Genomic DNA, 23,937 nt, shown 5'->3' on the forward strand with positions numbered 1-23,937 from the left:
GAGGCCTAGAGAAAAGTTGGGTTTCAAATCCCCAGCAAAAGTATTCTTCGCTGCTATAAAGTAAATTTGCACTTGATACTTGAACCTGCAAGGATTAAAATAAAAGAGCAACTTTTGCTGGTTCGGAAAAAGTAACTATATTTGCACTCGAAACTCCCGATTATGGCTTCTCTATTATGAGGTTAGAGGCTCTCCGAGAGGGGGTTGGATGCGATTTAAGCCAGTGTAGCTCAGCGGTAGAGCACTTCCTTGGTAAGGAAGAGGTCTCGGGTTCAAGTCCCGACACCGGCTCAAGTTGCCACGGATAGAAAAGTTTCATCGGAACTAAATTTTATAAGCAAACAAATAAGGTTATGGCAAAAGAAACGTTTAACAGATCGAAGCCTCACGTAAACGTGGGTACGATTGGTCACGTAGACCACGGTAAGACTACGCTTACTGCTGCTATCACAACTGTACTCGCTAAGAAAGGTCTTTCTGAGCTGCGCTCGTTCGACTCTATCGACAATGCACCAGAAGAGAAGGAGCGTGGTATCACGATCAATACCTCACACGTTGAGTACGAGACTGCTAATCGTCACTACGCACACGTAGACTGCCCAGGACACGCCGACTATGTGAAGAACATGGTAACTGGTGCTGCTCAGATGGACGGTGCTATCATCGTGGTTGCCGCTACTGACGGTCCTATGCCTCAGACTCGTGAGCACGTGCTGCTCGCTCGTCAGGTAAACGTGCCTGCCCTCGTTATCTTCATGAACAAGTGCGACGTGGTAGACGATGAAGAGATGCTTGAGCTCGTAGAGATGGATATGCGTGAGCTGCTCTCTAACTACGACTTCGACGGTGATAACACTCCTGTGATCCGTGGTTCTGCTCTTGGTGGTCTCAATGGTGAGCCTCAGTGGGAAGACAAGATTATGGAGCTGATGGACGCTGTAGACAGCTGGATCCCACTGCCTCCACGTGCTATCGACAAGCCATTCCTTATGCCAGTAGAGGATGTATTCTCTATTACTGGTCGTGGTACTGTGGCTACTGGTCGTATCGAAACTGGTGTGATCCACACTGGCGATGAGGTGCAGATTATCGGTCTGGGTGCTGAAGGACTTAAGTCTGTTGTAACTGGTGTGGAAATGTTCCGCAAGATCCTTGACGAAGGTCAGGCTGGTGATAACGTAGGTCTTCTGCTCCGTGGTATCGACAAGACTGATATCAAGCGTGGTATGGTGATCGCTAAGCCCGGTCAGGTGAAGCCCCACTCTCGCTTCAAGGCAAGTATCTATGTGCTGAAGAAGGAAGAAGGTGGTCGCCACACTCCATTCCACAATAAGTATCGCCCTCAGTTCTACATCCGTACGCTCGACGTAACTGGTGAGATCACGCTGCCCGAAGGTACTGAAATGGTAATGCCTGGCGACAATGTTGAGATCAATGTAGAGCTCATCTATCCAGTAGCTTGCAACGTGGGTCTTCGCTTCGCCATTCGCGAAGGTGGTCGCACAGTGGGTTCTGGTCAGATCACTGAGATCCTCGACTAAGAGATCAGCCCCTCCCCATCAGGGGAACTAAACGATACACAAGGCTCGGTGTCCTCAGCACCTGCTCGGACGCCGAGCCTTATCTACGGGTTTAGCTCAGTTGGTAGAGCACTGGTCTCCAAAACCAGGTGTCGGGAGTTCGAGTCTCTCAACCCGTGCGAAAAAACTTTGAGATAATGAGCTTAACTAAAAAAATAGGGACTGCTTTCAAAGATTCATATATCGAACTAACACAAAAGGTAACATGGCCTACGCGGTCTGAGCTAACAGGCAGCGCGATTGTTGTGATGATTGCTTCCCTTATCATAGCAATCTTTGTGTTTTTTGTGGACGTTGCTTTTGAGAATGTCCTCGAGTTCGTGTATGGAGTGTTGCGTGGCGGTATTTAATTATGGCTGACGTAGTAGAGAAACGCTTTTATGTGCTCCGAGCCATTAGTGGCAAGGAGGGCAAGGTTAAGGAACAGCTTGAGGCAGAGATGCGCAATACCGACCTCGGTCAGTATCTCTATCAAGTGATCATCCCTACTGAGAAGGTCGTAACCCAGCGCAACGGGAAGAAGGTTGTCAAGGAACGCCCTTATCTGCCTGGATATGTCCTCGTCGAGGCTGCCCTGGTGGGTGAGGTGGAGCACAAGCTCCGCAATACGCAAAATGTGATCGGCTTCTTGGGCAGCAAAGGTGGCTCTCCCGAGCCCCTCAAGCGCAGCGAAGTAGATCGCATCCTGGGTAAGGCGGATCAAATCGCAGATTCGGAGGGCGAGTACGATCTCGAGCTCTATGTCGGCGATATGGTCAAGGTAACCGACGGAGCTTTCGTCGATTGTGAGGCGGTCATCGAAGATATTATGCCTGATAAGCGTAAGGTTAAGGTGATGGTCAAAATGTTCGGACGTAAGATCCCCCTGGAGCTCACTTATGCTCAAATCTCCAAAGAGTAGACTAGTTACGGAGTTGGCTCTTGTAGGAGATCCTGATTGTGTATCACATTCAAAAGAAAGAAAGTAAAAATGGCTAAGGAAGTTGCTGGACAACTAAAATTGCAAATTAAAGGTGGAGCTGCAAATCCCTCCCCCCCCGTAGGCCCTGCACTGGGTGCTAAGGGGATTAACATCATGGAGTTTTGCAAGCAATTTAACGCCAGAACTCAAGACCAGGCCGGTAAGGTATTGCCAGTTGTAATCACTTACTACGCCGATAAGTCTTTTGACTTCATCGTTAAAACTCCTCCTGTTGCTATCCAACTGCTCGAAATCACTAAGCAGAAGAGCGGTTCGGCTCAGCCCAATCGTAATAAGATTGCTGAGATAACATGGGAGCAAGTGCGTGCAATTGCTCAAGATAAAATGGTAGACCTAAACTGCTTCACCATCGAAGCAGCCATGAAGGTGGTTGCTGGTACGGCCCGCAGTATGGGTATTGCTGTCAAGGGAGACTTTCCCGGGTAAATAAACATCAATTGACATGAGTAAACTGACAAAGAAACAGAAGTTAGCTTTAAGCAAGATTGAGCCCGGAAAAGCGTATTCACTCACAGAAGCCTCTGCGCTGGTAAAGGAGATTACCCTCGCAAACTTCGATGCCTCTGTAGACGTAGATGTACGCCTGGGAGTAGACCCTCGCAAGGCTAATCAGATGGTACGTGGCGTAGTAACTCTGCCCCATGGTACTGGTAAGCAGGTGCGTGTACTCGCACTCTGTACTCCTGACAAGGAAGCCGAAGCTAAGGAAGCTGGTGCTGACTTCGTAGGACTAGACGAATATATCGAGAAGATCAAGGGCGGATGGACTGAAATCGACGTGATCATCACCATGCCCGCCATCATGGGTAAGATCGGTGCTCTGGGTCGTGTACTCGGCCCTCGCGGCCTGATGCCTAACCCTAAGAGTGGTACTGTAACCAACGACATCGGTTCGGCCGTCAAGGAAGTTAAGTCTGGTAAGATCGACTTCAAGGTGGACAAGACTGGTATCGTGCATACTTCGATTGGTAAGGTTTCATTCAATGCTGAGCAGATCAAGGATAATGCGCAGGAGTTCATCTCTACGCTGATCAAGCTCAAGCCTTCTGCTGCCAAGGGTACATACCTCAAGAGTATCTACCTCTCTAGCACGATGAGCCCAAGTATCAAGATTGATCCTAAGTCTGTAGAAGAATAATAAAAGGAAGTAATCATGAGAAAGGAAAATAAAGGTGCTGTAATCGAGCAGCTTAAGAGCTTGCTGAATGAATACCCCCACTTCTACCTGGCGAATATCGAAGGGATGAGCGCAGCGCAGACGGCTAATCTTCGCCGTCAGTGCAACAAGGGTGATATCAAGCTTGTTGTAGTCAAGAACACCCTCTTGCGCAAGGCTATGTCTGAGGTGGAGCTGGATTTGGCTCCTCTGTATGAGAGCCTCAAGGGCAATACTGCGATCATGCTCACGAGAGTGGCTAACGCTCCCGCTAAGCTGATCAAGGAGCTTACTAAGGATAAGAAGGTTGATGCTAAGATTAAGCTCAAGGGTGCTTATGCCGAGACTGGCTTCTACGGAGCAGAGCAGCTGGATACCCTCGTGGCTATTAAGAGTAAGGAAGAGCTTATCGCCGACGTGGTGGCCCTCCTGCAGTCTCCTATCCGCAATGTGCTCTCTGCGCTTGAGAATAAGGACGCAAATAACGAAGAGGCCGCTGCAGTATAACCTCCAGCCCTCAGCATAATCAATCGAACAAGAACTAAAATAAAATACTTAAATCAATATGGCAGATATCAAAGCTATTGCAGAAGAGCTTGTAAACCTAACAGTTAAGGAAGTAAGCGAACTGGCAACTATCCTCAAGGAGGAGTACGGAATCGAACCAGCTGCAGCGGCAGTGGTAGTAGCAGCTGCTGGTGAAGCAGCTCAGGAAGAGGAGAAGACTTCTTTCGATGTTATCCTCAAGAGTGCAGGTGCTGCTAAGCTCCAGGTTGTGAAGGCTGTTAAGGAACACTGCGGTCTCGGTCTGAAGGAAGCTAAGGACCTCGTAGATGCTGCTCCTAGCGCAATCAAGGAAGGCGTAGACAAGGCTACTGCTGAAGCAGTGAAGAAGGCTCTAGAAGAAGCTGGAGCTGAAGTAGAGCTGAAGTAAGCCCCTCATTCCCTGATCGTTAAGTCAGGAACACATGGTTGAGATCCCTCATCGGAGGGGTCTTAACCATTTCGTGTCTATAATTCCAATACATTAACTTTGAGTTAGATGGCCCCAAATAAAAATCAAAATAGAATAAACTTCGCGTCGATCAAGAATCCTCTGAAGTTTCCCGATTTCCTCGAGGTGCAGCTCAAGTCTTTTAGAGACTTCTTCCAGCTCGATACGCCGCCTGAGCGTCGTAAAAAAGAGGGACTTTATAAGGTGTTTGCGGAGAATTTCCCTATCGCAGATACCCGCAACAACTTCGTATTGGAGTTCCTTGATTACTACGTTGATCCACCCAAATACACGATCGAGGAGTGTCTCAGCAGAGGCCTTACCTATAGTGTCCCTCTGAAGGCAAAGCTCAAGCTCTACTGTACAGACCCAGAGCATGAGGACTTCCCTACTGTCATCCAGGATGTCTTCCTAGGGCCTATCCCCTATATGACAGAGTCGGGTACGTTTGTGATCAACGGGGCCGAGCGTGTGGTTGTCTCTCAGCTGCACCGTTCGCCAGGGGTCTTCTTCGGTACGAGCATGCATACCAACCGTACGCAGCTCTACTCGGCACGTATCATTCCCTTCAAGGGCTCTTGGATCGAGTTCGCTACAGACATCAATAATGCCATGTATGCCTACATCGATCGCAAGAAGAAGCTCCCCGTAACGACCCTCCTGCGTGCGATCGGTTATGAGACCGACAAGCAGATCCTCGACATCTTTGACCTGGCTGAGGAGGTGAAGGTTACACGAGCCAGCCTGAAGAAGTGTATTGGCCGCCGTCTAGCAGGACGTGTGAATAAGACCTATATCGACGACCTGAGCGACGAAGATACCGGCGAAGTGGTATCTATGCAGCGTACTACTGTGCTGATCGACCGTGAGGTCGAGCTGACCGAGGACAATATCGAGCTCATCCTCGAGGCCGAGGCCAAGACCATCCTGCTGCACCGTGAGGATAAGGTTGCCTCAGACTACTCGATCATCTTCAATACCCTGCAGAAGGATCCTTGTAATAGTGAGCGTGATGCCCTCTACTACATCTATCGTCAGCTGCGCAATGCCGAGCCTGCCGATGAGTCCAATGCCCGTGAGGTGATCACGAACCTCTTCTTCTCAGACAAGCGTTATGACCTGGGGGATGTAGGGCGTTATCGCATCAATAAGAAGCTCAATCTCTCGATCGACCCCGAGACCCGAGTACTGACTAACGAAGACATCGTTGAGATCATCAAGTACCTGATTGAGCTCGTCAATTCAAAGGCCGAGGTCGATGACATCGACCACCTCTCTAACCGTCGTGTACGCACTGTAGGCGAGCAGCTCTACAATCAGTTCGGCGTCGGGCTGGCCCGTATGGCTCGCACGGTACGCGATCGCATGAATGTTCGTGATAATGAGGTCTTCTCCCCTGTCGATCTGGTCAATGCCAAGACCCTATCTTCGGTGGTGAATTCATTCTTCGGTACGAATGCCCTCTCTCAGTTCATGGATCAGACCAATCCACTGGCTGAGATCACCCACAAGCGTCGTCTCTCTGCCCTTGGCCCTGGTGGTCTGAGCCGTGAGCGTGCAGGCTTTGAGGTGCGAGACGTACACTATACCCACTACGGTCGTCTCTGTCCTATTGAGACGCCCGAAGGGCCTAATATCGGTCTGATCTCTTCGCTCTGTGTCTATGCCAAGATCAACGAACTGGGCTTTATCTCCACGCCTTACCGCAAGGTAAGCAATGGGCGTGTAGACTTCTCAGCATCTGGTCTCAAGTACTATACTGCTGAGGAGGAGGAGGACAAGATCGTAGCTCAGGGGAATGCCCTTCTCGATGAGAATGGTCGTTTCCTACGAGACCGCATCAAGGCTCGCTTCGAGTCAGATTTCCCCGTAGTAGAGCCCAAGCAGGTAGACCTAATGGACGTAGCTCCTACGCAGATTGCCTCTATTGCTGCGTCCTTGATCCCTTTCCTCGAGCACGACGATGCTAACCGTGCTCTCATGGGATCGAACATGATGCGTCAGGCTGTTCCTCTGCTTCGCCCCGAGGCTCCCATTGTGGGTACGGGTGTCGAGGCTCAGCTGGTACACGACTCCCGCACTCAAGTGGTTGCTGAGCGCAGTGGAGTAGTAGTCTTTGTTGATGCTAATTACATCAAGATCAAATATGACCGATCGGAGGAGGAGGAGTTCGTGAGCTTCGAAGATCCGATCACAACCTACGTCTTGCCCAAGTTCCGCAAGACCAACCAAAGTACGACCATTGACCTGCGTCCTATCTGCACCAAGGGGCAGAAGGTGAAGGCTGGCGACATCCTCACCGAGGGGTACTCTACCCAGGCTGGTGAGCTTGCTCTCGGCCGCAACGTACAGGTGGCCTATATGCCTTGGAAGGGATACAACTACGAGGATGCTATCGTGCTGAACGAACGCCTCGTACGTGAGGACTTCTTCACCTCCGTACACGTTGATGAGTATATTCTCGAGGTGCGTGAGACGAAGCGAGGTCTCGAGGAGCTTACCTCGGACATCCCCAATGTTAGTGACGATGCTACTCGCAATCTAGACGAGAATGGCATCATCCGTGTGGGGGCTCGTGTAGAGCCAGGCGACATCCTCATCGGTAAGATCACGCCCAAGGGCGAGAGCGACCCGACCCCCGAAGAGAAGCTCCTGCGTGCGATCTTCGGCGACAAGGCTGGGGATGTGAAGGATGCTTCCCTCAAGGCAACCCCCTCCCTGCGTGGTGTCGTTGTCGATACCAAGCTATTCTCTAAGGCTCTTAAGAAGAAGGGCCGCACCGAGACCAAGGAGATCATCACTCAGCTCGATGAGAAGTACACTGTACTGCAGAATGACCTGCGTGAGCTCTTCATCGACAAGGTGGCCACACTGACCAAGGGTCAGGTTTGCCGCAGTGTCAAGGACTTCCTCGGTGTGGATAAGATCAAGCCAGGGGCTAAGTTTACCCGCATGGATCTCGAGAGCCTCTCCTACAATGAGATCCAGCTCAATGACTGGACTGAGGATGATCACATCAATGAGCTGATCAACAAGGTTACAGTGAATTACCTCAAGAAGTCCAAGGAGTACGATGCAGACCTGCGCCGTAAGAAACTGGACGAAACGATTGGGGACGAGCTGCCTGCAGGTATCGTTCAGATGGCTAAGGTCTATATCGCCAAAAAGCGTAAGATCCAGGTTGGCGACAAGATGGCCGGTCGCCACGGTAACAAGGGTATCGTGTCGAAGGTCGTTCGCCAGGAGGATATGCCTTTCCTTGAGGATGGTACTCCTGTGGACATCTGCCTCAACCCTCTAGGGGTGCCCAGCCGCATGAACCTCGGACAGATCTTCGAGGCAGTACTGGCCTGGACAGGGCGTAAGCTCGACTGCAAGTTCGCTACTCCTATCTTCGACGGAGCCTCCCTCGATGATATGAACGAATGGACGGACAAGGCTGGCCTGCCCCGCAATGGTAAGACTTACCTCTATGATGGTGGTACAGGCGAACGCTTTGACCAGCCTGCTACTGTCGGGGTAACCTACTTCCTCAAGCTCGGCCACATGGTCGACGACAAGATGCACGCTCGCTCGATCGGCCCTTACTCTCTGATCACGCAGCAGCCACTCGGTGGTAAGGCTCAGTTTGGAGGACAGCGTTTCGGGGAGATGGAGGTTTGGGCATTAGAAGCCTTCGGTGCCGCCCACATCCTTCAGGAGATCCTAACCATCAAGTCCGACGATGTGCAGGGACGCTCTCGTGCCTACGAGGCCATTGTCAAGGGCGATCCTATGCCTACGCCAGGTATCCCCGAGTCGCTCAACGTATTGCTGCACGAGCTCAAGGGGCTTGGCCTTAGCTTTACGCTCGACTAGCATCCTCCCTATCCCTATGCCTCTCGCCCCTCGTGGGTGAGAGGCTTGTGGGCAGGACGATCATAATATCTTTAGCAGTCAATAAAAGAACTTATGGCTTTTAAGAAAGACAATAAAATAAAGAGTAACTTCTCTCGCATCACGATCTCTCTAGCCTCTCCTGAGGAAATCCTAGAGAACTCGAGCGGGGAGGTGCTCAAGCCCGAGACGATCAACTATCGTACCTACAAGCCCGAGCGTGATGGCCTCTTCTGCGAGCGTATCTTTGGCCCTGTCAAGGACTTTGAGTGCCATTGTGGTAAGTATAAGCGTATCCGCTACCGTGGCATCGTCTGCGACCGCTGTGGTGTAGAGGTTACGGAGAAGAAGGTGCGTCGTGAGCGCATGGGGCACATCAAGCTCGAGGTGCCTGTGGCTCATGTGTGGTACTTCCGCTCTTTGCCCAACAAGATGGGGTACCTCCTCGGTATCTCGGCCAAGAAGCTCGACTCGATCATCTACTACGAGCGTTATGTAGTCATCCAGGCAGGTGTATTGGCCGATGAGGTCGAGCACAATGCTATCCTGACTGAGGAGGAGTACATCGATCTACAGGATCGTGTCGATGCAGCCTATCCAGGCAATGATCAGCTCGAGGATACTGATCCCAACAAGTTCATCTGTCGTACGGGTGCAGAGGCTGTGCACGAGATGCTTGCCCGCCTGAACTTGGACGACCTCTCATACGAGCTGCGCCACAAGGCGAGCACCGATACCTCTCAGCAGCGTAAGAGCGACGCTCTCAAGCGTCTCCAGGTCGTGGAGAGCTTCCGTCAGAGCCGCAATGTCAATCGCCCTGAGTGGATGATCATGAAGGTGCTGCCTGTGATCCCACCCGATCTGCGCCCTCTCGTACCCCTCGATGGTGGTCGCTTCGCCACCTCTGATCTCAACGACCTCTATCGTCGTGTGATCATCCGCAACAATCGTCTCAAGCGTATGATCGAGATCAAGGCCCCCGAGGTAATCCTACGCAATGAGAAGCGCATGCTGCAGGAGGCTGTGGACTCGCTCTTCGACAACTCTCGCAAGTCCAGTGCCGTACGTTCGGACAACAATCGTCCGCTCAAGTCGCTCTCGGACAGCCTCAAGGGTAAGCAGGGACGCTTCCGTCAGAACCTACTCGGTAAGCGTGTAGACTACTCTGCCCGCTCGGTGATCGTCGTGGGCCCAGAGCTCAAGATGCACGAGTGTGGTATCCCCAAGTACATGGCTGCAGAGCTCTATAAGCCCTTCATTATCCGTAAGCTTATCGAGCGTGGCATCGTCAAGACAGTCAAGAGCGCAAAGAAGATCGTAGACCGCAAGGAGCCTGTCGTATGGGATATCCTCGAGTATGTGATGAAGGGGCATCCTGTGCTGCTGAACCGTGCTCCTACGCTCCACCGCCTCGGTATCCAGGCTTTCCAGCCCAAGATGATCGAGGGTAAGGCTATTCAGCTGCATCCACTCTCTTGTACGGCCTTTAATGCCGACTTCGACGGAGACCAGATGGCTGTGCACTTGCCTCTAGGTAATGAGGCTATCCTCGAGGCTCAGATGCTGATGCTAGCCTCTCATAACATCCTCAACCCTGCCAATGGTGCTCCTATCACCGTCCCCTCGCAGGACATGGTGCTGGGACTCTACTATATCACCAAGCTGCGTCCAGGGGCCAAGGGCGAGGGATATACTTTCTATGGCCCAGAGGAGGCGACGATCGCCTACAATGAGGGTAAGATCGACATCCATGCCAAGATCAAGGTCTATGTGGACGATGTAGTCGATGGGGAATCTGTGCGCCGTATGGTCGAGACCTCTATGGGTCGATTGATGGTGAACGAGTTCGTCCCCCAAAGCGTGGGTTATGTCAATGAGACACTAGGTAAGAAGGCTCTGCGAGACATCATCGGTAAGGTGATCAAGGTCTGCGGAGTAGCCACTACAGCCCAGTTCCTCGACGACATCAAGAACCTCGGTTACTACATGGCCTTCAAGGGCGGCCTCTCCTTCAACCTCGGTGATGTGATCATCCCAGAGGAGAAGAATACGCTTATCCAGGAGGGCTTCAACACCGTAGAGTCGGTGATGCAAAACTATAGCCTCGGTTTGATCACAAACAACGAGCGTTATAATCAGATCATTGACACCTGGACGCATATCAACAACAACCTGGCTGCCATCGTAGTCAAGAAGCTCAGTGAGGATAATCAAGGCTTCAACTCTGTCTACATGATGATGGACTCTGGGGCTCGTGGTAGTAAGGAGCAGATCCGTCAGCTCTCGGGTATTCGTGGTCTGATGGCCAAGCCTCAGAAGAGTGGGGCCGAGAATGCCCAGCAGATCATTGAGAACCCTATCCTCTCGAACTTCAAGGAGGGGCTCTCCGTGCTGGAGTACTTCATCTCTACCCACGGGGCTCGTAAGGGTCTTGCGGATACGGCTCTCAAGACAGCGGATGCTGGTTACCTCACCCGTCGTCTCGTGGATGTCTCTCAGGATGTGATCATTACTGAGGATGACTGCGGTACACTGCGTGGACTGGTGGCTACGGAGCTCAAGAAGAACGAGGAGACCATCGCCTCTCTCTACGAGCGCATCCTCGGGCGAGTATCTGTGCACGACATCATCCATCCCTCTACAGGCGAGATCATTGTGCGTGCTGGTGAGGAGATTCGTGAGGAGGCTGCCGAGGAGATCGAGCGTTCGCCCATCGAACACGTGGAGATCCGCTCTGTGCTGACCTGTGAGTCGAAGAAGGGTGTCTGCGCTAAGTGCTATGGCCGCAACCTGGCTACCAATGCTATGGTACAGCGTGGTGAGGTCGTGGGGGTAATCGCTGCCCAATCTATCGGTGAGCCTGGTACACAGCTGACTCTGCGTACCTTCCACGTCGGTGGTGTGGCCTCGAACGTTGCTACGGAGAATAGCGTCTCGGCTAAGTTTGACGGGATCTTGACCTTCGAGGAGCTCCGTACCGTAGAGCCAGATAGCTTCGAAGCCGATGCTAAGCCCCACAAGGTGGTGGTGAGCCGTATGGCAGAGTTTCGCATTGTGGACCCCAATACCAAGATTGCCCTCTTCACGGGTAGTGTGCCCTATGGCTCGCTCCTCTTCTACAACGAGGGGGATATGCTGCACAAGGGGGATGTGATCTATCAGTTCGACCCCTTCAATGCCGTTATCGTCTCCGAAGTAGCTGGTAAGGTTGCCTTTGAGCACGTGATCGAGGGGGTAACCTACCGCATCGAGTCTGACGATACGACTGCCCTGCGTGAGAAGGTGATCATTGAGTCTAAGGATCGTAACCTCGCCCCTGGCATCCAAATTCAGGATGCCGCTGGCAATCCCATCCGCAGCTATAGCCTGCCTCTCGGGGCGCACGTAGCCAAGGAAGAGGGTGAGACGGTCAAGGTCGGTGAGGTGCTGGTGAAGATCCCTCGCTCTGTCAGCAAGGCAGGTGATATCACTGGTGGTCTGCCCCGTGTAACTGAGCTCTTCGAGGCTCGTAACCCCTCTAACCCAGCCGTTGTGGCCGAGGTCGATGGGGAGGTGATCTTCGGTAAGCTCAAGCGAGGTAATCGTGAGATCTCGATCAAGCCCAAGATTGGTGAGGTGAAGAAGTGCCTTGTGCCTATGAGCAAGCAGCTCCTGGTGCAGGAGGGCGACTTCGTTCGCTCGGGTACTCCCCTCTCGGACGGGGCTATCACGCCTACTGACATCCTCGAGATCAAGGGCCCAACGGCTGTGCAGGAGTACATCGTCAATGAGGTACAGGATGTATATCGCCTACAGGGTGTGAAGATCAACGACAAGCACTTTGAGGTGATCGTCCGTCAGATGATGCGCAAGGTCGAGATCGTCGATCCAGGAGATACCCTCTTCCTCGAGCAGCAGGTTGTGGACAAGCTAGAGGTGATGGACGAGAACGACCGCATTTGGGGCAAGAAGGTTGTCGTGGATGCTGGAGACTCTGAGGTCCTCAAGGCTGGTCAGATCGTAACCCTGCGTAAGCTCCGAGACGAGAATAGCCAGCTCAAGCGTCGAGACCTGCGCCCTGTGCAGGTGCGCGATGCCAAGCCTGCTACGGCCAAGCAGATCCTTCAGGGGATCACTCGAGCTTCGCTGCAGACGAAGAGCTTCATGAGTGCAGCCTCGTTCCAGGAGACGACCAAGGTGCTCAACGATGCTGCCATCAATGGTAAGGTGGACACGCTCGAGGGGCTCAAGGAGAATGTGATCTGCGGCCACCTCATCCCCGCCGGTACGGGTCTGCGTGAGTATAAGAAGCTCGTCGTGATGACTAAGGCCGAGCATGAACTAGCCGTAGAGCGTGAGGCCCTAGGCGAAGAGAACCTGACAGAGGTAGAGGGCTAGTCTCCCTCTAACCTCAATAAATCCATAGACCTCGCCCGAGACTGCCATGAGCAGTCTCGGGCGAGCTGTTTTTATCCCCCTAGGAGAGGAGCGTGATGCTGAGCTTGGGAGGGAGATTTCAAAATCTCTACAGAATTGGCCTCTACCTTTGTAGCGTCGGAGACTATCCATACCCCAGCAGAATAGGGGAGGGTAGCGACGATAAAGTATTAACAACAATAGGGCTCGAGTAACAACGAGCCACCAGTAGCAATAAGGTATTATTAACTCACTCAATATATGACTCCTATGAAAAGAATCTTTCTAGTAGCCCTACTGGCTACAGCTACGCTGGTCGCCTCGACTAGCTGTTCCTCGGTCGAGAGCAATCTCCCAGATATGCCTGCCGTACAGTCTGACCTGAAGAAGCTCCCTGCCTCGGCTCAGGAGTTTGTTCTGAGCCACTTCCGAGACTACAAGGCCTCTCAGGTGTGGGTCGCTCCTGTGATGGCGGAGAATGGCTCGCTCTATAGCATCATCCTCGAGCCTACGTCCAATGCTACTCGTGCGGCCTCTGTAGTCAAGGCTGGGGTGCGCATCACATTCGACAAGCAGGGGCAGTGGATCGAGCTGGAGCATCTGCGTGATGGAGGAGCTCTGCCCTCTAGTGTGCTGAGCCTGCTCCCAGCCCCTATGCTACAGTATCTCGCTCGGCATCATGCTGGGGTAGGGGTACATGAGGTCGAGCGCAAGGCTTTCGGCTATGAACTGGAGCTGGTGAATGATCGGGAGCTGCTCTTCGATCGCCATGGTGAGCTCCTGCATACAGCCCCTATCGGAGGCAATACGCCCGAGGTCGCCCCAATGGTAGGCTCTGTATCGAGCTTCATGCAGAAGCACTTCCCTGGCTATAAGGTCGTCTATACCAAGACGGAGCAGGACGATGGGCGAGAGGAGCTCAAGGTATATATCCGCAAGGGCTACCAGGAGAGCTTCAAGCTCGTCTTTGATGATCAATCTCGCTGGCTAGAGGTCGAGGGCGATGATCTAGGGCTTGTCCCAGTGCCAGCCTCGATCGTAGGTCTACTCCCCGCCTCGGTCGGCTCCGAGATCGCTAAGAGATACCCCCAACGCCCTGTAACCTCGGTAGAGGTTCGCCCTCAGGGCTATAAGCTCGAGCTCAAGGGGGATGTAGAGCTGTACTTTGACAAGGAGGGCAAGCTGCAGAAGGTGGACGAAGACTCCGATACGCAGCAGGGTAGCGACATGGGGCAGATTACTCAGATCCTTCCTCAGCAGGCTAAGGACTTTCTCGCCAGGCACTTCCCTGGAGTCTATATGCGCAAGATCGAGCGCAAGGCTGGGGGAAGGACTATAGAGGTAGAGCTGTCTACGGGGGTAGAGATCGACTTCGACTCCGAGGACCGTTGGATGGAGATCGACGGCGATGATCGTCCCCTGCCCAAGTCTGTGGTTGCCCTCCTGCCTGCCAAGCTGATCCAGCATTTACATGCCTCCTACCCAGGCTCTGCGGTGCTGGCCATGGAGCGTAATGGTCGGGGGTATAAGATCGAGCTGCTGTACCGAGGGGACGACCTCGACCTGCTCTACGACGCAGAGGGGAATTACCTCGGCCAAGAAGACTAGGCTGCCTAGGCCAGGCCTAGCCTCTCGGCCCTATGCCATCGAGGCACTGAGCAGTACTGCTCAGTGCCTCGATGTTGTTTTTGGAGGAGGGCCAGCCCCCGCAATCCTCAGGATTATAGGTGGGCGAAGCTGTCAGGCTGCTTGCTCTTGAGGATCTTTACCGAGCATCTATACTCCTTCGATAGCTTCTCTATGGCCTTTGCTACCTTGGGGTTAGATTTGTTGCCAGGGATACTCCCTCTTGTTACTATCCTACCCACCCTCCTGATGTTGGTCTTATGTGCAAAGATGGGGTTGCTGACACTGGCCTCCAGCTGCTTGAGGGCGTGCTCTATATCGCTGCCCTTGAGCTCGATGAAGACCTGTGCCCACTTGTCTCCAGCCTTGTCTTGTGCGCATCGGATCAGCAGGAGCTTATCGCACCTATATCCCTCTGTAATGATCTTACCATCAATGCCAAAGCTGGCACACTCTCGGTCGATATGCTCTAGACGATAGACGACCCCTCGCTCTCGTGTCGAGTAGCTCTCCCTCTCTTGCAGAGGGGCCTCTGGCTCGTGCCCTAGCTTGAGGAGGTGCTCGTAGGTACTATTGCTCGTCATCCTCGCCGTAGATAATGTCATATATCTGATTGGTGTACTCATCCACCCAGTCCGATACACCATCGAGCTCGATCCCACTGACCATGGGAAACTCCTGGTCTATGAGGCTCTTGAGCCTCCCATCCTTGCCGATGAAGTATGCAGAGTAATCCTCTATCTGAGGGTAATGCCCCAGGCTTGTAAGCTCCCTCAGGGCTGCTAGTTGCCTTGTCTTCGTCTCGCCCTCCTCTAGACCCACCAAGTGCTTGTGTGCTCGGCCGATGGCTATCTGAGTATTGATGACCGAGAGGAGGTAGGGGCTATGGGTTGTAATGGTCAGGGTGCTGGGTGCTGTCTCCCTCTCCTGTGCCTCATAGATCGCCCTGAGGAGGTTGAGCAGCAGATACTTCTGAGACTCTGGATAGAGGTTTTGCTCTGGCTCCTCGATATAGAGCTGCATCGAGCTGTATTGGTACTGCTTCTTGAGCTGGGACAAACCCTCGTGGATCTCTCTGAGGTCAGAGGGGACACCCTCGGAGAAGAAGCGTCTCATGATCTCGTCGGCTGTCATCTCGGGGACTCTCCCGATGCTGCTGAGCAGGTAAGAGGTCATGACATCTATGGGGAAGGCCGACTGGATTCCGCTGGAGGCATAGTAGGCCGAGAGGCTCTTATTCATCTCTTTGGCCTTGATCATGTCCCTACCAGAGGAGTGGAAGTAGCTCATATCCTCGTCGATGGATAGTGGTAGGGGTCGCTTCGAGTTGTATGGTTTGCGAGCCTCAGTGAGCTCGAGGATGAAGTTGAAGAGCAAGTCCTCGGCAGGGTTGCCCCTATAGCTGCGGTCGATGTTGTCCACGACAGAGGCGAGGTTGCGCTCTGCTGGTAGGAAGGACAGCTTGGGATTGTGTCGCTGACGGTCAAACTCCGCTTTCTGTTGGATATGAGCATTCTCCTTGCCCTTAGTCCCCCTCCATTGGATCGTGATACAATCCCCCTCGTAGAGGATCTCGCTGGAGGAGGAAAAGAAGCTATCGTCCAGTCGATGAAACCGTTGCATGATCTTGACGAACCGCTTATATCGAGAGTAATAGGCGATCTTCTCGGGGGAGAGCATGACCTCCTTCTCGATCCATCGGCAGAAGCAGAGGATCTTCATGAGGGTACTCTTGCCGACACCCTGAGGGCCGAGCAGGAGCATGATCCGAGTAAGGTGTATTGTGCCGGTGTCTCTGAGTGGCCCAACATTTCTGATCTGTATCGTTGCCATTGTCTAATGCGTTTATTCCCACACAAAGATACTAATTAGCCCTAGATGTAGGTAGGATAAAACTCTTAATTAGGGGTGGGGAGAAATTGAGTGGGCGTAGGGGGCTCATACCTCTCAAAGTGCTATCTTTGCGCACTATGAATGTACAGAATATCTCGATCGATGCGTATGACTACCCTCTGCCCGACGATCGTATTGCCCGCTACCCCCTGCCCCTGCGCTCGAGCTCTAAGCTTCTGACCTATAGGGCGGGGGAGATCGAGGAGCACCACTTCTCTCAGCTGCCCGAACTCTTGCCCGAGGGCTGCCTCCTCGTGCGCAACAACTCCCGTGTCATCCGTGCCCGCATCCACATCCGCAAGGCTACGGGGGCGGAGATCGAGATCTTCTGCCTCGACCCGAGTGAGCCCAGTGCCTACGAGGCAGCTCTAGGGGCTCGGGGCACGGTCGTCTGGCACTGCCTCATCGGCAATGCCAAGCGTTGGCGTGGGGGGCTACTGGAGAAGTCGCTCGAGATGCCCGACGGGACTATGCTCCAGGTGCAGGCCGAGCGGGTGGGGGAGGCCGAGGTGCGCTTCTCCTGGCCCGAGGGGGGCTATACCTTCGGCGAGCTGCTCGAGGCCATGGGGCAGCTCCCCATCCCTCCCTACCTGGGTCGTGAGACCGAGGAGGGCGATCTAGAGACCTATCAGACGGTATATGCCCGACACGAGGGCTCGGTCGCTGCCCCGACGGCTGGGCTGCACTTCACCCCCGAGGTCTTCGCTGCCCTGGGGAGGGTGGGCACTCGGGTGCTGGATGTTACGCTGCATGTGGGGGCGGGGACCTTCCGCCCTGTCAAGGCCGAGCAGATCGGCGAGCATGAGATGCACAGTGAATGGATCAGCCTCGAGCGTGAGGTACTCGAGGAGCTCTCTCGTGCCCACGGGGGGGGCGTCGCCATCGGGACAACCTCGGTGCGTACGCTCGAGAGCCTCTACCACCTGGCCCTCAAGATCAAGCATAGCCCCGAGAGCCCCGAGCCCGAGGGGCTGCATGTGGAGCAGTGGTCGCCCTACCGGCCCGAGGCGGAGGAGCTCTCTCGAGAGGAGGCCCTGGGCATCCTCTTGGGCTATATGGATCTCTGGGGGCTGGAGCGGCTCAGCCTCTCGACCTCGATCATGATCGCCCCGGGCTACCGCTTTCGGATGATCCGAGGGCTCATCACCAACTTCCACCAGCCCCGCAGCACCCTCCTGCTCTTGATCTCGGCCCTTGTGGGCGACGATTGGCATCGCATCTACGACTATGCCCTCAGGCACGACTTCCGCTTCTTGAGCTATGGCGATAGCTCGCTGCTCCTGCCCTAGCCGAAGGGGTTCGGGGAGAAGAGCACAATCATTTGTATCAATTAATTATCCAAAAGAATATGCGAAAACTTAGTCTGAGCCTCGTGCTCATCCTCCTGGTCTCCTATAGCCTGGGGGCGCAGACGCTCAAGAGCCTGCACGACTTCACTGTCAAGACCATCGAGGGGCGGGAGCTTGCCCTCTCGAGCCTCAAGGGCAAGAAAGTCCTCGTCGTCAATGTTGCCTCTCGCTGTGGATTGACTCCACAGTATGCTGATCTCGAGGAGCTTTATCGAGTGTACAAGGATCGGGGACTTGTCATCTTGGGTTTCCCTGCTAATAACTTTAAGGGACAAGAGCCTGGGACGAATGCAGAGATTGCCGAGTTTTGCCGTCTGAACTATGAGGTGAGCTTCCCCATGATGGAGAAGATCTCGGTCAAGGGGGACGACATCGCTCCGCTCTATCGCTGGCTTACCGAGCGTGCGCTCAATGGGGTGCAGGATGCTCCCATTCGGTGGAACTTTCAGAAGTTCATGATCGACGAGGAGGGCCACTGGGTAGGGGTGATCATGCCTCGGGAGAGCGTCCTCTCGCCTCGTGTCTTTGACTGGCTCGGCGGATCTAAGACCCAGCCCTAGGCTTGCCCCCTTGAGGGTCTATCGGCTTTGTCGCCGAAGTCCCTCCTCTCCCTCGGGTAAGCTCTCGGTCAGAGCTCGCCCGAGAGCTCGAGTGAGCCTCCATGGAGCTCCCGACGGGATCTCACTGGAGACTCAGATAGGATCTCGATCGAACTCCTACTTATCCCTCACTAGAGGCTCAGATAGGATCTCGATCGAGATCCTATTTATCCCTCATGAGAGGCCTCAGTCGGCTCTCCCATGAGCCCCTCGCTCCCCCGCTCCAAGACTCTGGGGCGTATGCCGCTCGTGGAGCTGTGCCCGAGGCACAGCCCCACGAGCGGTCTCTGTCTAGGCCCTCCCGCTTGGCTCTCCCGGGGGCTGTAGTGGCGTTTGCTTGGTGTATCGTCCTGAGATCTCGACTCTATTTTTGTCTTATTGTCGGCCTCCTCCTTGTTCGTTTTTTAAATTTGGAGCTTGCTCCTCATCGATTTTGTTTTGGATGCTTTCGGGCTGCATTTGTTTTTTGTTTTCTTCTTCGTATCTTCGCCGAGAGAGAAAACTGCTCGATGGGGTGTGCTACCCTAGAGGCATCCTACTCGAGATTTTGTCCATCCTAAAGTTTGAAGATATGAAGCTACGCAGTCTAATCCTCCTCTCCCTCGTGTCTTGGCTCGCCCTGGCCAGCCTTTGTGCACAAAGCATAGGAAGCCCTGGGGGAGCTTTGTCCCTACCTAGCCTCGTCCCCACGGATACGCTCGCCAAGAGGGTGCTCGATGTGGAGCGTTACCGCATCACCTACCAGATGAAGCATTGGGTCGATCCTGGAGATACCCTCAAAGTCCGAGAGTATCAGTACCTCCTGCAGGTGGGGGAGCTGTATCAGAAGTTTTGGCCCAAGCGTTGGCAGATGGCTGACTCGATCTATGACCATGAGGTCGTGAGCAAGACGGCCAACCACGCCACCTACGGAAACCTCTCGTCCGCAAAACTCATTGTCGAAGAGCCCGAAGTCATCCTCCGAGACCTCGCCGCTCAGACGATCACGACCCGCATCAACCCTCGCCTCAATGGTACGTACGAGTACAGCGAGCCCAACCCTGAGTTCCGGTGGAAACTCATCGAGGGTGATAGCATCGTCGCTGGCTACAAGTGCCGACAGGCGACGACCGTCTTCCGTGGCAGGAGGTTCTTCGCCTGGTATGCCCCCGAGGTGGAGCTCTCCACTGGGCCAGTGCGCTTTGCAGGCCTGCCAGGNGTTCTTCGCCTGGTATGCCCCCGAGGTGGAGCTCTCCACTGGGCCAGTGCGCTTTGCAGGCCTGCCAGGGCTTATCTTCTGCATCTACGACACCCACGGCTCTTATCGCTACGAGCTGGTAGGGCTCGAGGAGACCAAGGGTTACGTCCCCATCTACGAGGAGACAATCGGTAGGAAGCTGACCCGAACGAGCCGAGAGCGAGCCCGAGAGGTCGATCAGATGTGCCACGACAGCCTCCAGGCTGCTATCAAGCTCTCAGGTAAGACATTCGTACTCCCTCCAGGGGAGAATGGAGGGCCTCCTGAAGATCTGTACTATCCCTTCTCCCCCCTGGAGCTGCTCTAGGGCCTTGGACGCAGCCCTCTCCCTCCTCATCCCTTCTATTCATACCCCTAAATCACTGAATATATGAAGCTACGCAGTCTAATCCCCCTATTCCTTGTGTCCTGGCTAGCTCTGTCTAACCTCTGTGCTCAAAGCATAGGAAGTCCTGGGGGAGTCTTGTCCCTGCCTACCCCCGTCCCCACGGATACGCTCGCCAAGAGGGTGCTCGATGTGGAGCGTTACCGCATCACCTACCAGATGAAGCATTGGCCGATCCCCCAAGATACCTTTGTGGTCCGAGAGTATCAGTACCTCCTGCAGGTGGGGGAGCTGTATCAGAAGTTCTGGCCCAAGCGTTGGCAGATGGCTGACTCGATCTACGACCATGAGGTTGTGAGCAAGACGGCCAACCATGCTACTGGGAGGGTTCATATTAGCGAACGGCTCGAGGTCGATGATCCTGAGGTCATCCTCCGAGACCTCGCCGCTCAGACGATCACGACCCGCATCACGCCCCTACTCAATGGTACGTACGAGTACAGCGAGCCCAACGCTGAGATCAAGTGGAAGCTCATCGAGGGCGATAGCATCGTCGCTGGCTACAAGTGCCGACAGGCAACGACCGTCTTCCGTGGCAGGAGGTTCTTCGCCTGGTATGCCCCCGAGGTGGAGCTCTCCACTGGGCCAGTGCGCTTTGCAGGCCTGCCAGGNGTTCTTCGCCTGGTATGCCCCCGAGGTGGAGCTCTCCACTGGGCCAGTGCGCTTTGCAGGCCTGCCAGGGCTTATCTTCTGCATCTACGATACCCATGGGGCTTATCGCTACGAGCTGGTAGGGCTCGAGGAGACCAAGGGCTACGTCCCCATCTATGAGGAGACCATCGACCAAAAGCTGACCCGAACGAGCCGAAAGCGAGCCCGAGAGGTCAATCAGATGTGCCACGACAGCCTCCAGGCTGCTATCAAGCTCTCGGGTAAGACAATCATCCTCCCCCCAGGGGAGGCTGGTGGCCCTCCCGAGGATGTGTCCTCCCACTTCCGTCCTCTAGAGCTGGAGTAGGCCCTTGGCAGGGCCGCTCTCCCCGCTCCCATTTCTCCTTCATCCCCCTCCCTCTAGCCTATGTATCGCCTCCCTCTCCTGCTGCTCCTCCTGCTGCCCCTTCGCCTCGGGGCGCAGACGGGGCAGAGCCAAGAGATCGAGCTCTCCTTCGTCGCCAGCGACGACAAGAGCCCCATCGCCCAAGTTATTTGCCGCCTCTATGACCAGGAGGGGCGGCTCGTCTCTCACGGGGTCTCGAGCAGCGCGGGGCGCGTGCGGCTCTCGGTCGATCGCTCTCGGGTCGTACGTATGACCTCCTCCCGCCTCGGCTTCGACAAGCTCGAGCTGCGCCTCTCGGAGCTGCTGGCCCAGCGTCGAGAGCCCTATGAGCTGCGGCGCAAGGTCGTCCAGCTCAGAGAGCTGGTCGTTCGCCCCCCAGCCATTCGCCAGCGAGGGGATACGATCCGCTACGACGCCAGTGCCTTCATACAGAAGGAGGATCGCTATGCCGCTGACCTGCTGCGCCGAATGCCAGGCGTCTCGGTCAGTAGCCTCGGCAAGATCGAGTACCAGGGCAAGCCCATCTCCCGCTTCTATGTCGAGGGCAAGGACTTGCTCGGTAGCAGCTACGATATGGCCACCCGCAGTATGCCTGCCGAGGCTATATCGGAGGTCGAGCTCCTCGAGGGGCATCAGCATGCCAAGATCCTCAAGGACAAGGTCTCGAGCGACGATGCGGCCCTCAACATCCGCCTCAAGCCCAGCTATAGGCAACGCTGGCAGGGAGAGGCCCTCCTGGGCGGTGGCCTCCCCGCCCCGCTGGGGAGCGTGAAAGGCTCGCTGATGCGCTTCGGCCGCTCGCAGTCCCTAGCCCTCGTCGAGGCGAACAATGCTGGGCGAGCCCTCCCTCTCTCGGGGGGCTTCAGCATCGCAGACTTCGTCAATGCCGAGGTGCTCATGCTGCCACCCATGGGCCTACTCGCCCACGAGATCGGCTCGGGCGGTGGGATAGACCAGCAGTATTACCTCGACAATGAGAGCCTGCGTCTGGGCCTCAACCACCTGATCGCACCCTCTCAGGAGGCTACGCTCAAGATCAACCTCGCCGCAGGCCTAGAGCGCAAACGCTATAGCTCCCACTCCCGCAATACCTACGCCACGGGGAGCACCCTCGTCATCGACGAGGAGCGGCGGGAGCAGCTCCGCCGAGCCACCTATGCCCCGCAGCTCTCCTACGAGCACAACGCCCCGAGGCTCTACCTGAACAACGAGCTCTCGGCCTCGCTCTCCCCCAGCAGCCTCACCCGAGGCGTGCGCACCCCCGAGCGGGCCCTCGACGAGGAGATCGGGGGCAGGCCGCTGATCGTGAGCAACCTCTTCTCGGGGATGTTTTCGCTGGGCGGACAGATGTTCTCCCTCAAGAGCCACCTGCGCTACTATGACGAGCAGGAGGGGCTCGAGGTACGAGGGGACGAGCGAGGCCTAGAGGCCTCCTACAGGCATCAGATCTTCTCGGCGAAGAACTTCCTCGGCTCTCTCTGGAGGCTTGGCTCTGGCCAGCTCGAGGGCGGGCTGACAGGCTCGTACCACTCCTCCCGCTACACGACCCGACTGGATGAGGCCCATTCCTTGGCCCAAAGGGACGAGCTCGACCTGGCCCTCGGACTGCGCTACATCCGCAGCTGGAGCAATGGCGAGCTGAGCCTCTCGCTGCCCATAAGCTATACCTACAATGCCTTGAGGCCCAGCGATCGAGATCCGCTCCTACATCGCCTCCTAGCCCCTCGGCCCTCCCTCTCGATCAAGTACAACCCCTGGTACAATGTCAAGCTCAGCGGGGGGCTCGGCTTCGGTCGCACCCTCGACCCTGGGGGCTACTATGCCAGCCTGCCCCTGGCCCTATCGTATCGCTATCGCACCCAGGCCCGCCACCTGCTGCTGCCCTCGGACTATTGGCAGGCAAATCTAAGGCTCGAGTACAAGATCCCCACCCAGCTCTTCTTCGCCAACCTCTCGGGCACATATCGTCGCTCATCCCAGGACTATTACATCGACTACGACTATCAGGCCTCCGAGACCCAGGCTCGCATCGTCGAGGGGTACAATGCCTCCAGCAGGCTCAACCTCAAGCTACAGCTCGACAAGCAGTGGCTTGACCCTCGAGTCCAGCTCGAGGCGACAGCCTCCTACACCCAGCATCGCTCCCTCATGTCGCAGCAGGGCAAGAGCTTTGACAATCTGAGCGAGCTCCTCTCGGGCAGCCTCGGCGGCTCGTGTACGCAGATCTCCTGGCTCGATGTGCAGGCCAATCTGGGGGCTTCGCTCTCTCGGCATAGCTCTCGCCTCGGGGTGAGCCCCTTGATCTCGGAGCTTTGGTCGGTCGTGGGCCTCGTCCTGCGCCCCTGGAGTCAGGCCTCGGGGGCTCTGTCGCTGCGCAGCACGATCAGTGAGGTCGCCCCGTCGAGCTTCGTCGGCACACATCTGCTCAATGCCTCACTGCGCTATACTCTGAGCAAGAGCCTCGAGGCTCGCCTAACGGCGATGAACCTCCTGGACAAGAGGGACTACGAGGTCTTCACCATCTCAGGGCCTAATACCTCCTACTATCTCCTGCCCTTGAGGGGCAGGGAGGTGATGCTCTCCCTCTCCTTCAAGCTCTAGCCCCCCCCTCTACACAGCCCCGAGCCTTCCTCTCCGAGTTACATGAGATGGGAGGCTCGAGACTTGTGTCGCTCCGGGAGTGTGCCTGCCTCTAGACCTCTCGGGCTCTGCCCCATGCAATGACTTGCTATATTCAACTTAGAAGTGCAAATTTTGGCAGTGGGATACAGGCTTTAGCCCCCTAAACACCTAGAGGGGGTTGCAGGGGGAAACCTCCCCCTGCTTGATGTAGGTTCAAGATAAAAGAAAAGGAGAGACCTTTGAGAG

General features: G+C 55.1%; 17 protein-coding genes, 2 tRNA genes and 3 pseudogenes. 20 read left to right on the forward strand and 2 right to left on the reverse strand.

Annotated elements, in window-relative coordinates; all coding sequences use genetic code 11:
* Positions 1-219 precede the first annotated feature (219 nt).
* The 12 genes from HQ37_RS07395 to HQ37_RS07450 all read left to right on the forward strand — a co-directional run bounded on the left by HQ37_RS07395 (position 220) and on the right by HQ37_RS07450 (position 14,591).
* Positions 220-291: transfer RNA gene (locus tag HQ37_RS07395), tRNA-Thr, on the forward strand.
* Between the two features lie 62 nt (positions 292-353).
* A complete protein-coding gene (tuf, locus tag HQ37_RS07400; protein WP_036882004.1) occupies positions 354-1,541 on the forward strand; it encodes an elongation factor Tu in 1,188 nt (395 codons plus the stop codon).
* Positions 1,542-1,626: 85 nt separating this feature from the next.
* Positions 1,627-1,699 (forward strand) — tRNA-Trp (locus HQ37_RS07405).
* 18 nt (positions 1,700-1,717) lie between these two features.
* Positions 1,718-1,930: a preprotein translocase subunit SecE gene (gene secE, locus HQ37_RS07410; protein WP_036882006.1), complete on the forward strand. Its 213-nt coding sequence runs from the start codon at positions 1,718-1,720 to the stop codon at positions 1,928-1,930.
* 2 nt (positions 1,931-1,932) lie between these two features.
* A complete protein-coding gene (gene nusG / locus HQ37_RS07415; RefSeq protein WP_036882009.1) occupies positions 1,933-2,481 on the forward strand; it encodes a transcription termination/antitermination protein NusG in 549 nt (182 codons plus the stop codon).
* Between the two features lie 69 nt (positions 2,482-2,550).
* The gene (rplK, locus tag HQ37_RS07420; protein WP_036882011.1) at positions 2,551-2,988 is read left to right on the forward strand and encodes a 50S ribosomal protein L11; all 438 of its coding nucleotides are present in this window, start codon (positions 2,551-2,553) and stop codon (positions 2,986-2,988) included.
* A 16-nt stretch (positions 2,989-3,004) separates the two neighbouring features.
* Positions 3,005-3,700 carry a 50S ribosomal protein L1 gene (rplA, locus tag HQ37_RS07425; protein ID WP_036882012.1) on the forward strand — a complete coding sequence of 232 codons (696 nt, stop codon included), beginning with the start codon at positions 3,005-3,007 and terminating at the stop codon, positions 3,698-3,700.
* Positions 3,701-3,715: 15 nt separating this feature from the next.
* On the forward strand, positions 3,716-4,225 hold the full coding sequence (gene rplJ / locus HQ37_RS07430) for a 50S ribosomal protein L10 (RefSeq protein ID WP_036882013.1): 510 nt from the start codon (positions 3,716-3,718) through the stop codon (positions 4,223-4,225).
* Positions 4,226-4,283: 58 nt separating this feature from the next.
* A complete protein-coding gene (gene rplL / locus HQ37_RS07435; RefSeq protein ID WP_036882014.1) occupies positions 4,284-4,652 on the forward strand; it encodes a 50S ribosomal protein L7/L12 in 369 nt (122 codons plus the stop codon).
* 108 nt (positions 4,653-4,760) lie between these two features.
* Positions 4,761-8,570 (forward strand): DNA-directed RNA polymerase subunit beta, encoded by a 3,810-nt coding sequence (gene rpoB / locus HQ37_RS07440; protein ID WP_036882017.1) that lies wholly within the window; start codon positions 4,761-4,763, stop codon positions 8,568-8,570.
* Between the two features lie 93 nt (positions 8,571-8,663).
* Positions 8,664-12,965 carry a DNA-directed RNA polymerase subunit beta' gene (rpoC, locus tag HQ37_RS07445; RefSeq protein ID WP_036882019.1) on the forward strand — a complete coding sequence of 1,434 codons (4,302 nt, stop codon included), beginning with the start codon at positions 8,664-8,666 and terminating at the stop codon, positions 12,963-12,965.
* A 288-nt stretch (positions 12,966-13,253) separates the two neighbouring features.
* The gene (locus HQ37_RS07450; RefSeq protein WP_036882021.1) at positions 13,254-14,591 is read left to right on the forward strand and encodes a PepSY-like domain-containing protein; all 1,338 of its coding nucleotides are present in this window, start codon (positions 13,254-13,256) and stop codon (positions 14,589-14,591) included.
* 113 nt (positions 14,592-14,704) lie between these two features.
* On the opposite strand, the gene HQ37_RS07455 is transcribed toward HQ37_RS07450, so the two are convergent.
* Both HQ37_RS07455 and HQ37_RS07460 read right to left on the reverse strand, forming a co-directional pair.
* Positions 14,705-15,214: a hypothetical protein gene (locus HQ37_RS07455; RefSeq protein WP_152566819.1), complete on the reverse strand. Its 510-nt coding sequence runs from the start codon at positions 15,212-15,214 to the stop codon at positions 14,705-14,707.
* Positions 15,180-16,442 carry an AAA family ATPase gene (locus HQ37_RS07460; protein WP_036882025.1) on the reverse strand — a complete coding sequence of 421 codons (1,263 nt, stop codon included), beginning with the start codon at positions 16,440-16,442 and terminating at the stop codon, positions 15,180-15,182. The genes HQ37_RS07455 and HQ37_RS07460 overlap by 35 nt, the downstream gene beginning before the upstream one ends.
* Positions 16,443-16,579: 137 nt before the next feature.
* On the opposite strand from HQ37_RS07460, the gene HQ37_RS07465 reads away from it, so the two are divergent.
* The 8 genes and pseudogenes from HQ37_RS07465 to HQ37_RS07485 all read left to right on the forward strand — a co-directional run bounded on the left by HQ37_RS07465 (position 16,580) and on the right by HQ37_RS07485 (position 23,670).
* Positions 16,580-17,791: an S-adenosylmethionine:tRNA ribosyltransferase-isomerase gene (locus tag HQ37_RS07465; protein ID WP_036882027.1), complete on the forward strand. Its 1,212-nt coding sequence runs from the start codon at positions 16,580-16,582 to the stop codon at positions 17,789-17,791.
* Positions 17,792-17,850: 59 nt separating this feature from the next.
* On the forward strand, positions 17,851-18,411 hold the full coding sequence (locus HQ37_RS07470; protein WP_036882029.1) for a glutathione peroxidase: 561 nt from the start codon (positions 17,851-17,853) through the stop codon (positions 18,409-18,411).
* Between the two features lie 610 nt (positions 18,412-19,021).
* Positions 19,022-19,573, forward strand: a pseudogene (locus HQ37_RS08470) (hypothetical protein); the annotation flags it as partial.
* Positions 19,574-19,592: 19 nt separating this feature from the next.
* Positions 19,593-19,994 (forward strand): GLPGLI family protein, encoded by a 402-nt coding sequence (locus HQ37_RS08500; RefSeq protein ID WP_081951812.1) that lies wholly within the window; start codon positions 19,593-19,595, stop codon positions 19,992-19,994.
* Positions 19,995-20,057: 63 nt separating this feature from the next.
* A pseudogene (locus tag HQ37_RS08475) lies at positions 20,058-20,609 on the forward strand (hypothetical protein); the annotation flags it as partial.
* Between the two features lie 19 nt (positions 20,610-20,628).
* Positions 20,629-20,838 (forward strand): annotated as a pseudogene (locus tag HQ37_RS08505) (GLPGLI family protein); the annotation flags it as partial.
* A 66-nt stretch (positions 20,839-20,904) separates the two neighbouring features.
* Positions 20,905-21,030, forward strand: coding sequence for a hypothetical protein (locus HQ37_RS08480; RefSeq protein ID WP_255358256.1), 126 nt, complete (start codon positions 20,905-20,907; stop codon positions 21,028-21,030).
* 60 nt (positions 21,031-21,090) lie between these two features.
* Positions 21,091-23,670, forward strand: coding sequence for a TonB-dependent receptor (locus tag HQ37_RS07485; protein ID WP_036882040.1), 2,580 nt, complete (start codon positions 21,091-21,093; stop codon positions 23,668-23,670).
* Positions 23,671-23,937 lie beyond the last annotated feature (267 nt).

Source organism: Porphyromonas sp. COT-239 OH1446, from assembly GCF_000768875.1.
Taxonomy (GTDB): domain Bacteria; phylum Bacteroidota; class Bacteroidia; order Bacteroidales; family Porphyromonadaceae; genus Porphyromonas.

Excerpts from the sequence above, each read along its gene's own strand:
- HQ37_RS07450 (WP_036882021.1), top strand. The coding sequence starts at position 13,254 with ATGAAAAGAATCTTTCTAGTAGCCCTACTGGCTACAGCTACGCTGGTC.
- HQ37_RS07470 (WP_036882029.1), top strand. The coding sequence starts at position 17,851 with ATGCGAAAACTTAGTCTGAGCCTCGTGCTCATCCTCCTGGTCTCCTAT.
- rpoC (WP_036882019.1), top strand. The coding sequence starts at position 8,664 with ATGGCTTTTAAGAAAGACAATAAAATAAAGAGTAACTTCTCTCGCATC.
- HQ37_RS07485 (WP_036882040.1), top strand. The coding sequence starts at position 21,091 with ATGTATCGCCTCCCTCTCCTGCTGCTCCTCCTGCTGCCCCTTCGCCTC.
- HQ37_RS07460 (WP_036882025.1), bottom strand. The coding sequence starts at position 16,442 with ATGGCAACGATACAGATCAGAAATGTTGGGCCACTCAGAGACACCGGC.
- rplA (WP_036882012.1), top strand. The coding sequence starts at position 3,005 with ATGAGTAAACTGACAAAGAAACAGAAGTTAGCTTTAAGCAAGATTGAG.
- rpoB (WP_036882017.1), top strand. The coding sequence starts at position 4,761 with ATGGCCCCAAATAAAAATCAAAATAGAATAAACTTCGCGTCGATCAAG.
- tuf (WP_036882004.1), top strand. The coding sequence starts at position 354 with ATGGCAAAAGAAACGTTTAACAGATCGAAGCCTCACGTAAACGTGGGT.
- secE (WP_036882006.1), top strand. The coding sequence starts at position 1,718 with ATGAGCTTAACTAAAAAAATAGGGACTGCTTTCAAAGATTCATATATC.
- rplK (WP_036882011.1), top strand. The coding sequence starts at position 2,551 with ATGGCTAAGGAAGTTGCTGGACAACTAAAATTGCAAATTAAAGGTGGA.
- rplJ (WP_036882013.1), top strand. The coding sequence starts at position 3,716 with ATGAGAAAGGAAAATAAAGGTGCTGTAATCGAGCAGCTTAAGAGCTTG.
- HQ37_RS07465 (WP_036882027.1), top strand. The coding sequence starts at position 16,580 with ATGAATGTACAGAATATCTCGATCGATGCGTATGACTACCCTCTGCCC.
- HQ37_RS08480 (WP_255358256.1), top strand. The coding sequence starts at position 20,905 with ATGTGCCACGACAGCCTCCAGGCTGCTATCAAGCTCTCGGGTAAGACA.
- nusG (WP_036882009.1), top strand. The coding sequence starts at position 1,933 with ATGGCTGACGTAGTAGAGAAACGCTTTTATGTGCTCCGAGCCATTAGT.
- rplL (WP_036882014.1), top strand. The coding sequence starts at position 4,284 with ATGGCAGATATCAAAGCTATTGCAGAAGAGCTTGTAAACCTAACAGTT.
- HQ37_RS07455 (WP_152566819.1), bottom strand. The coding sequence starts at position 15,214 with ATGACATTATCTACGGCGAGGATGACGAGCAATAGTACCTACGAGCAC.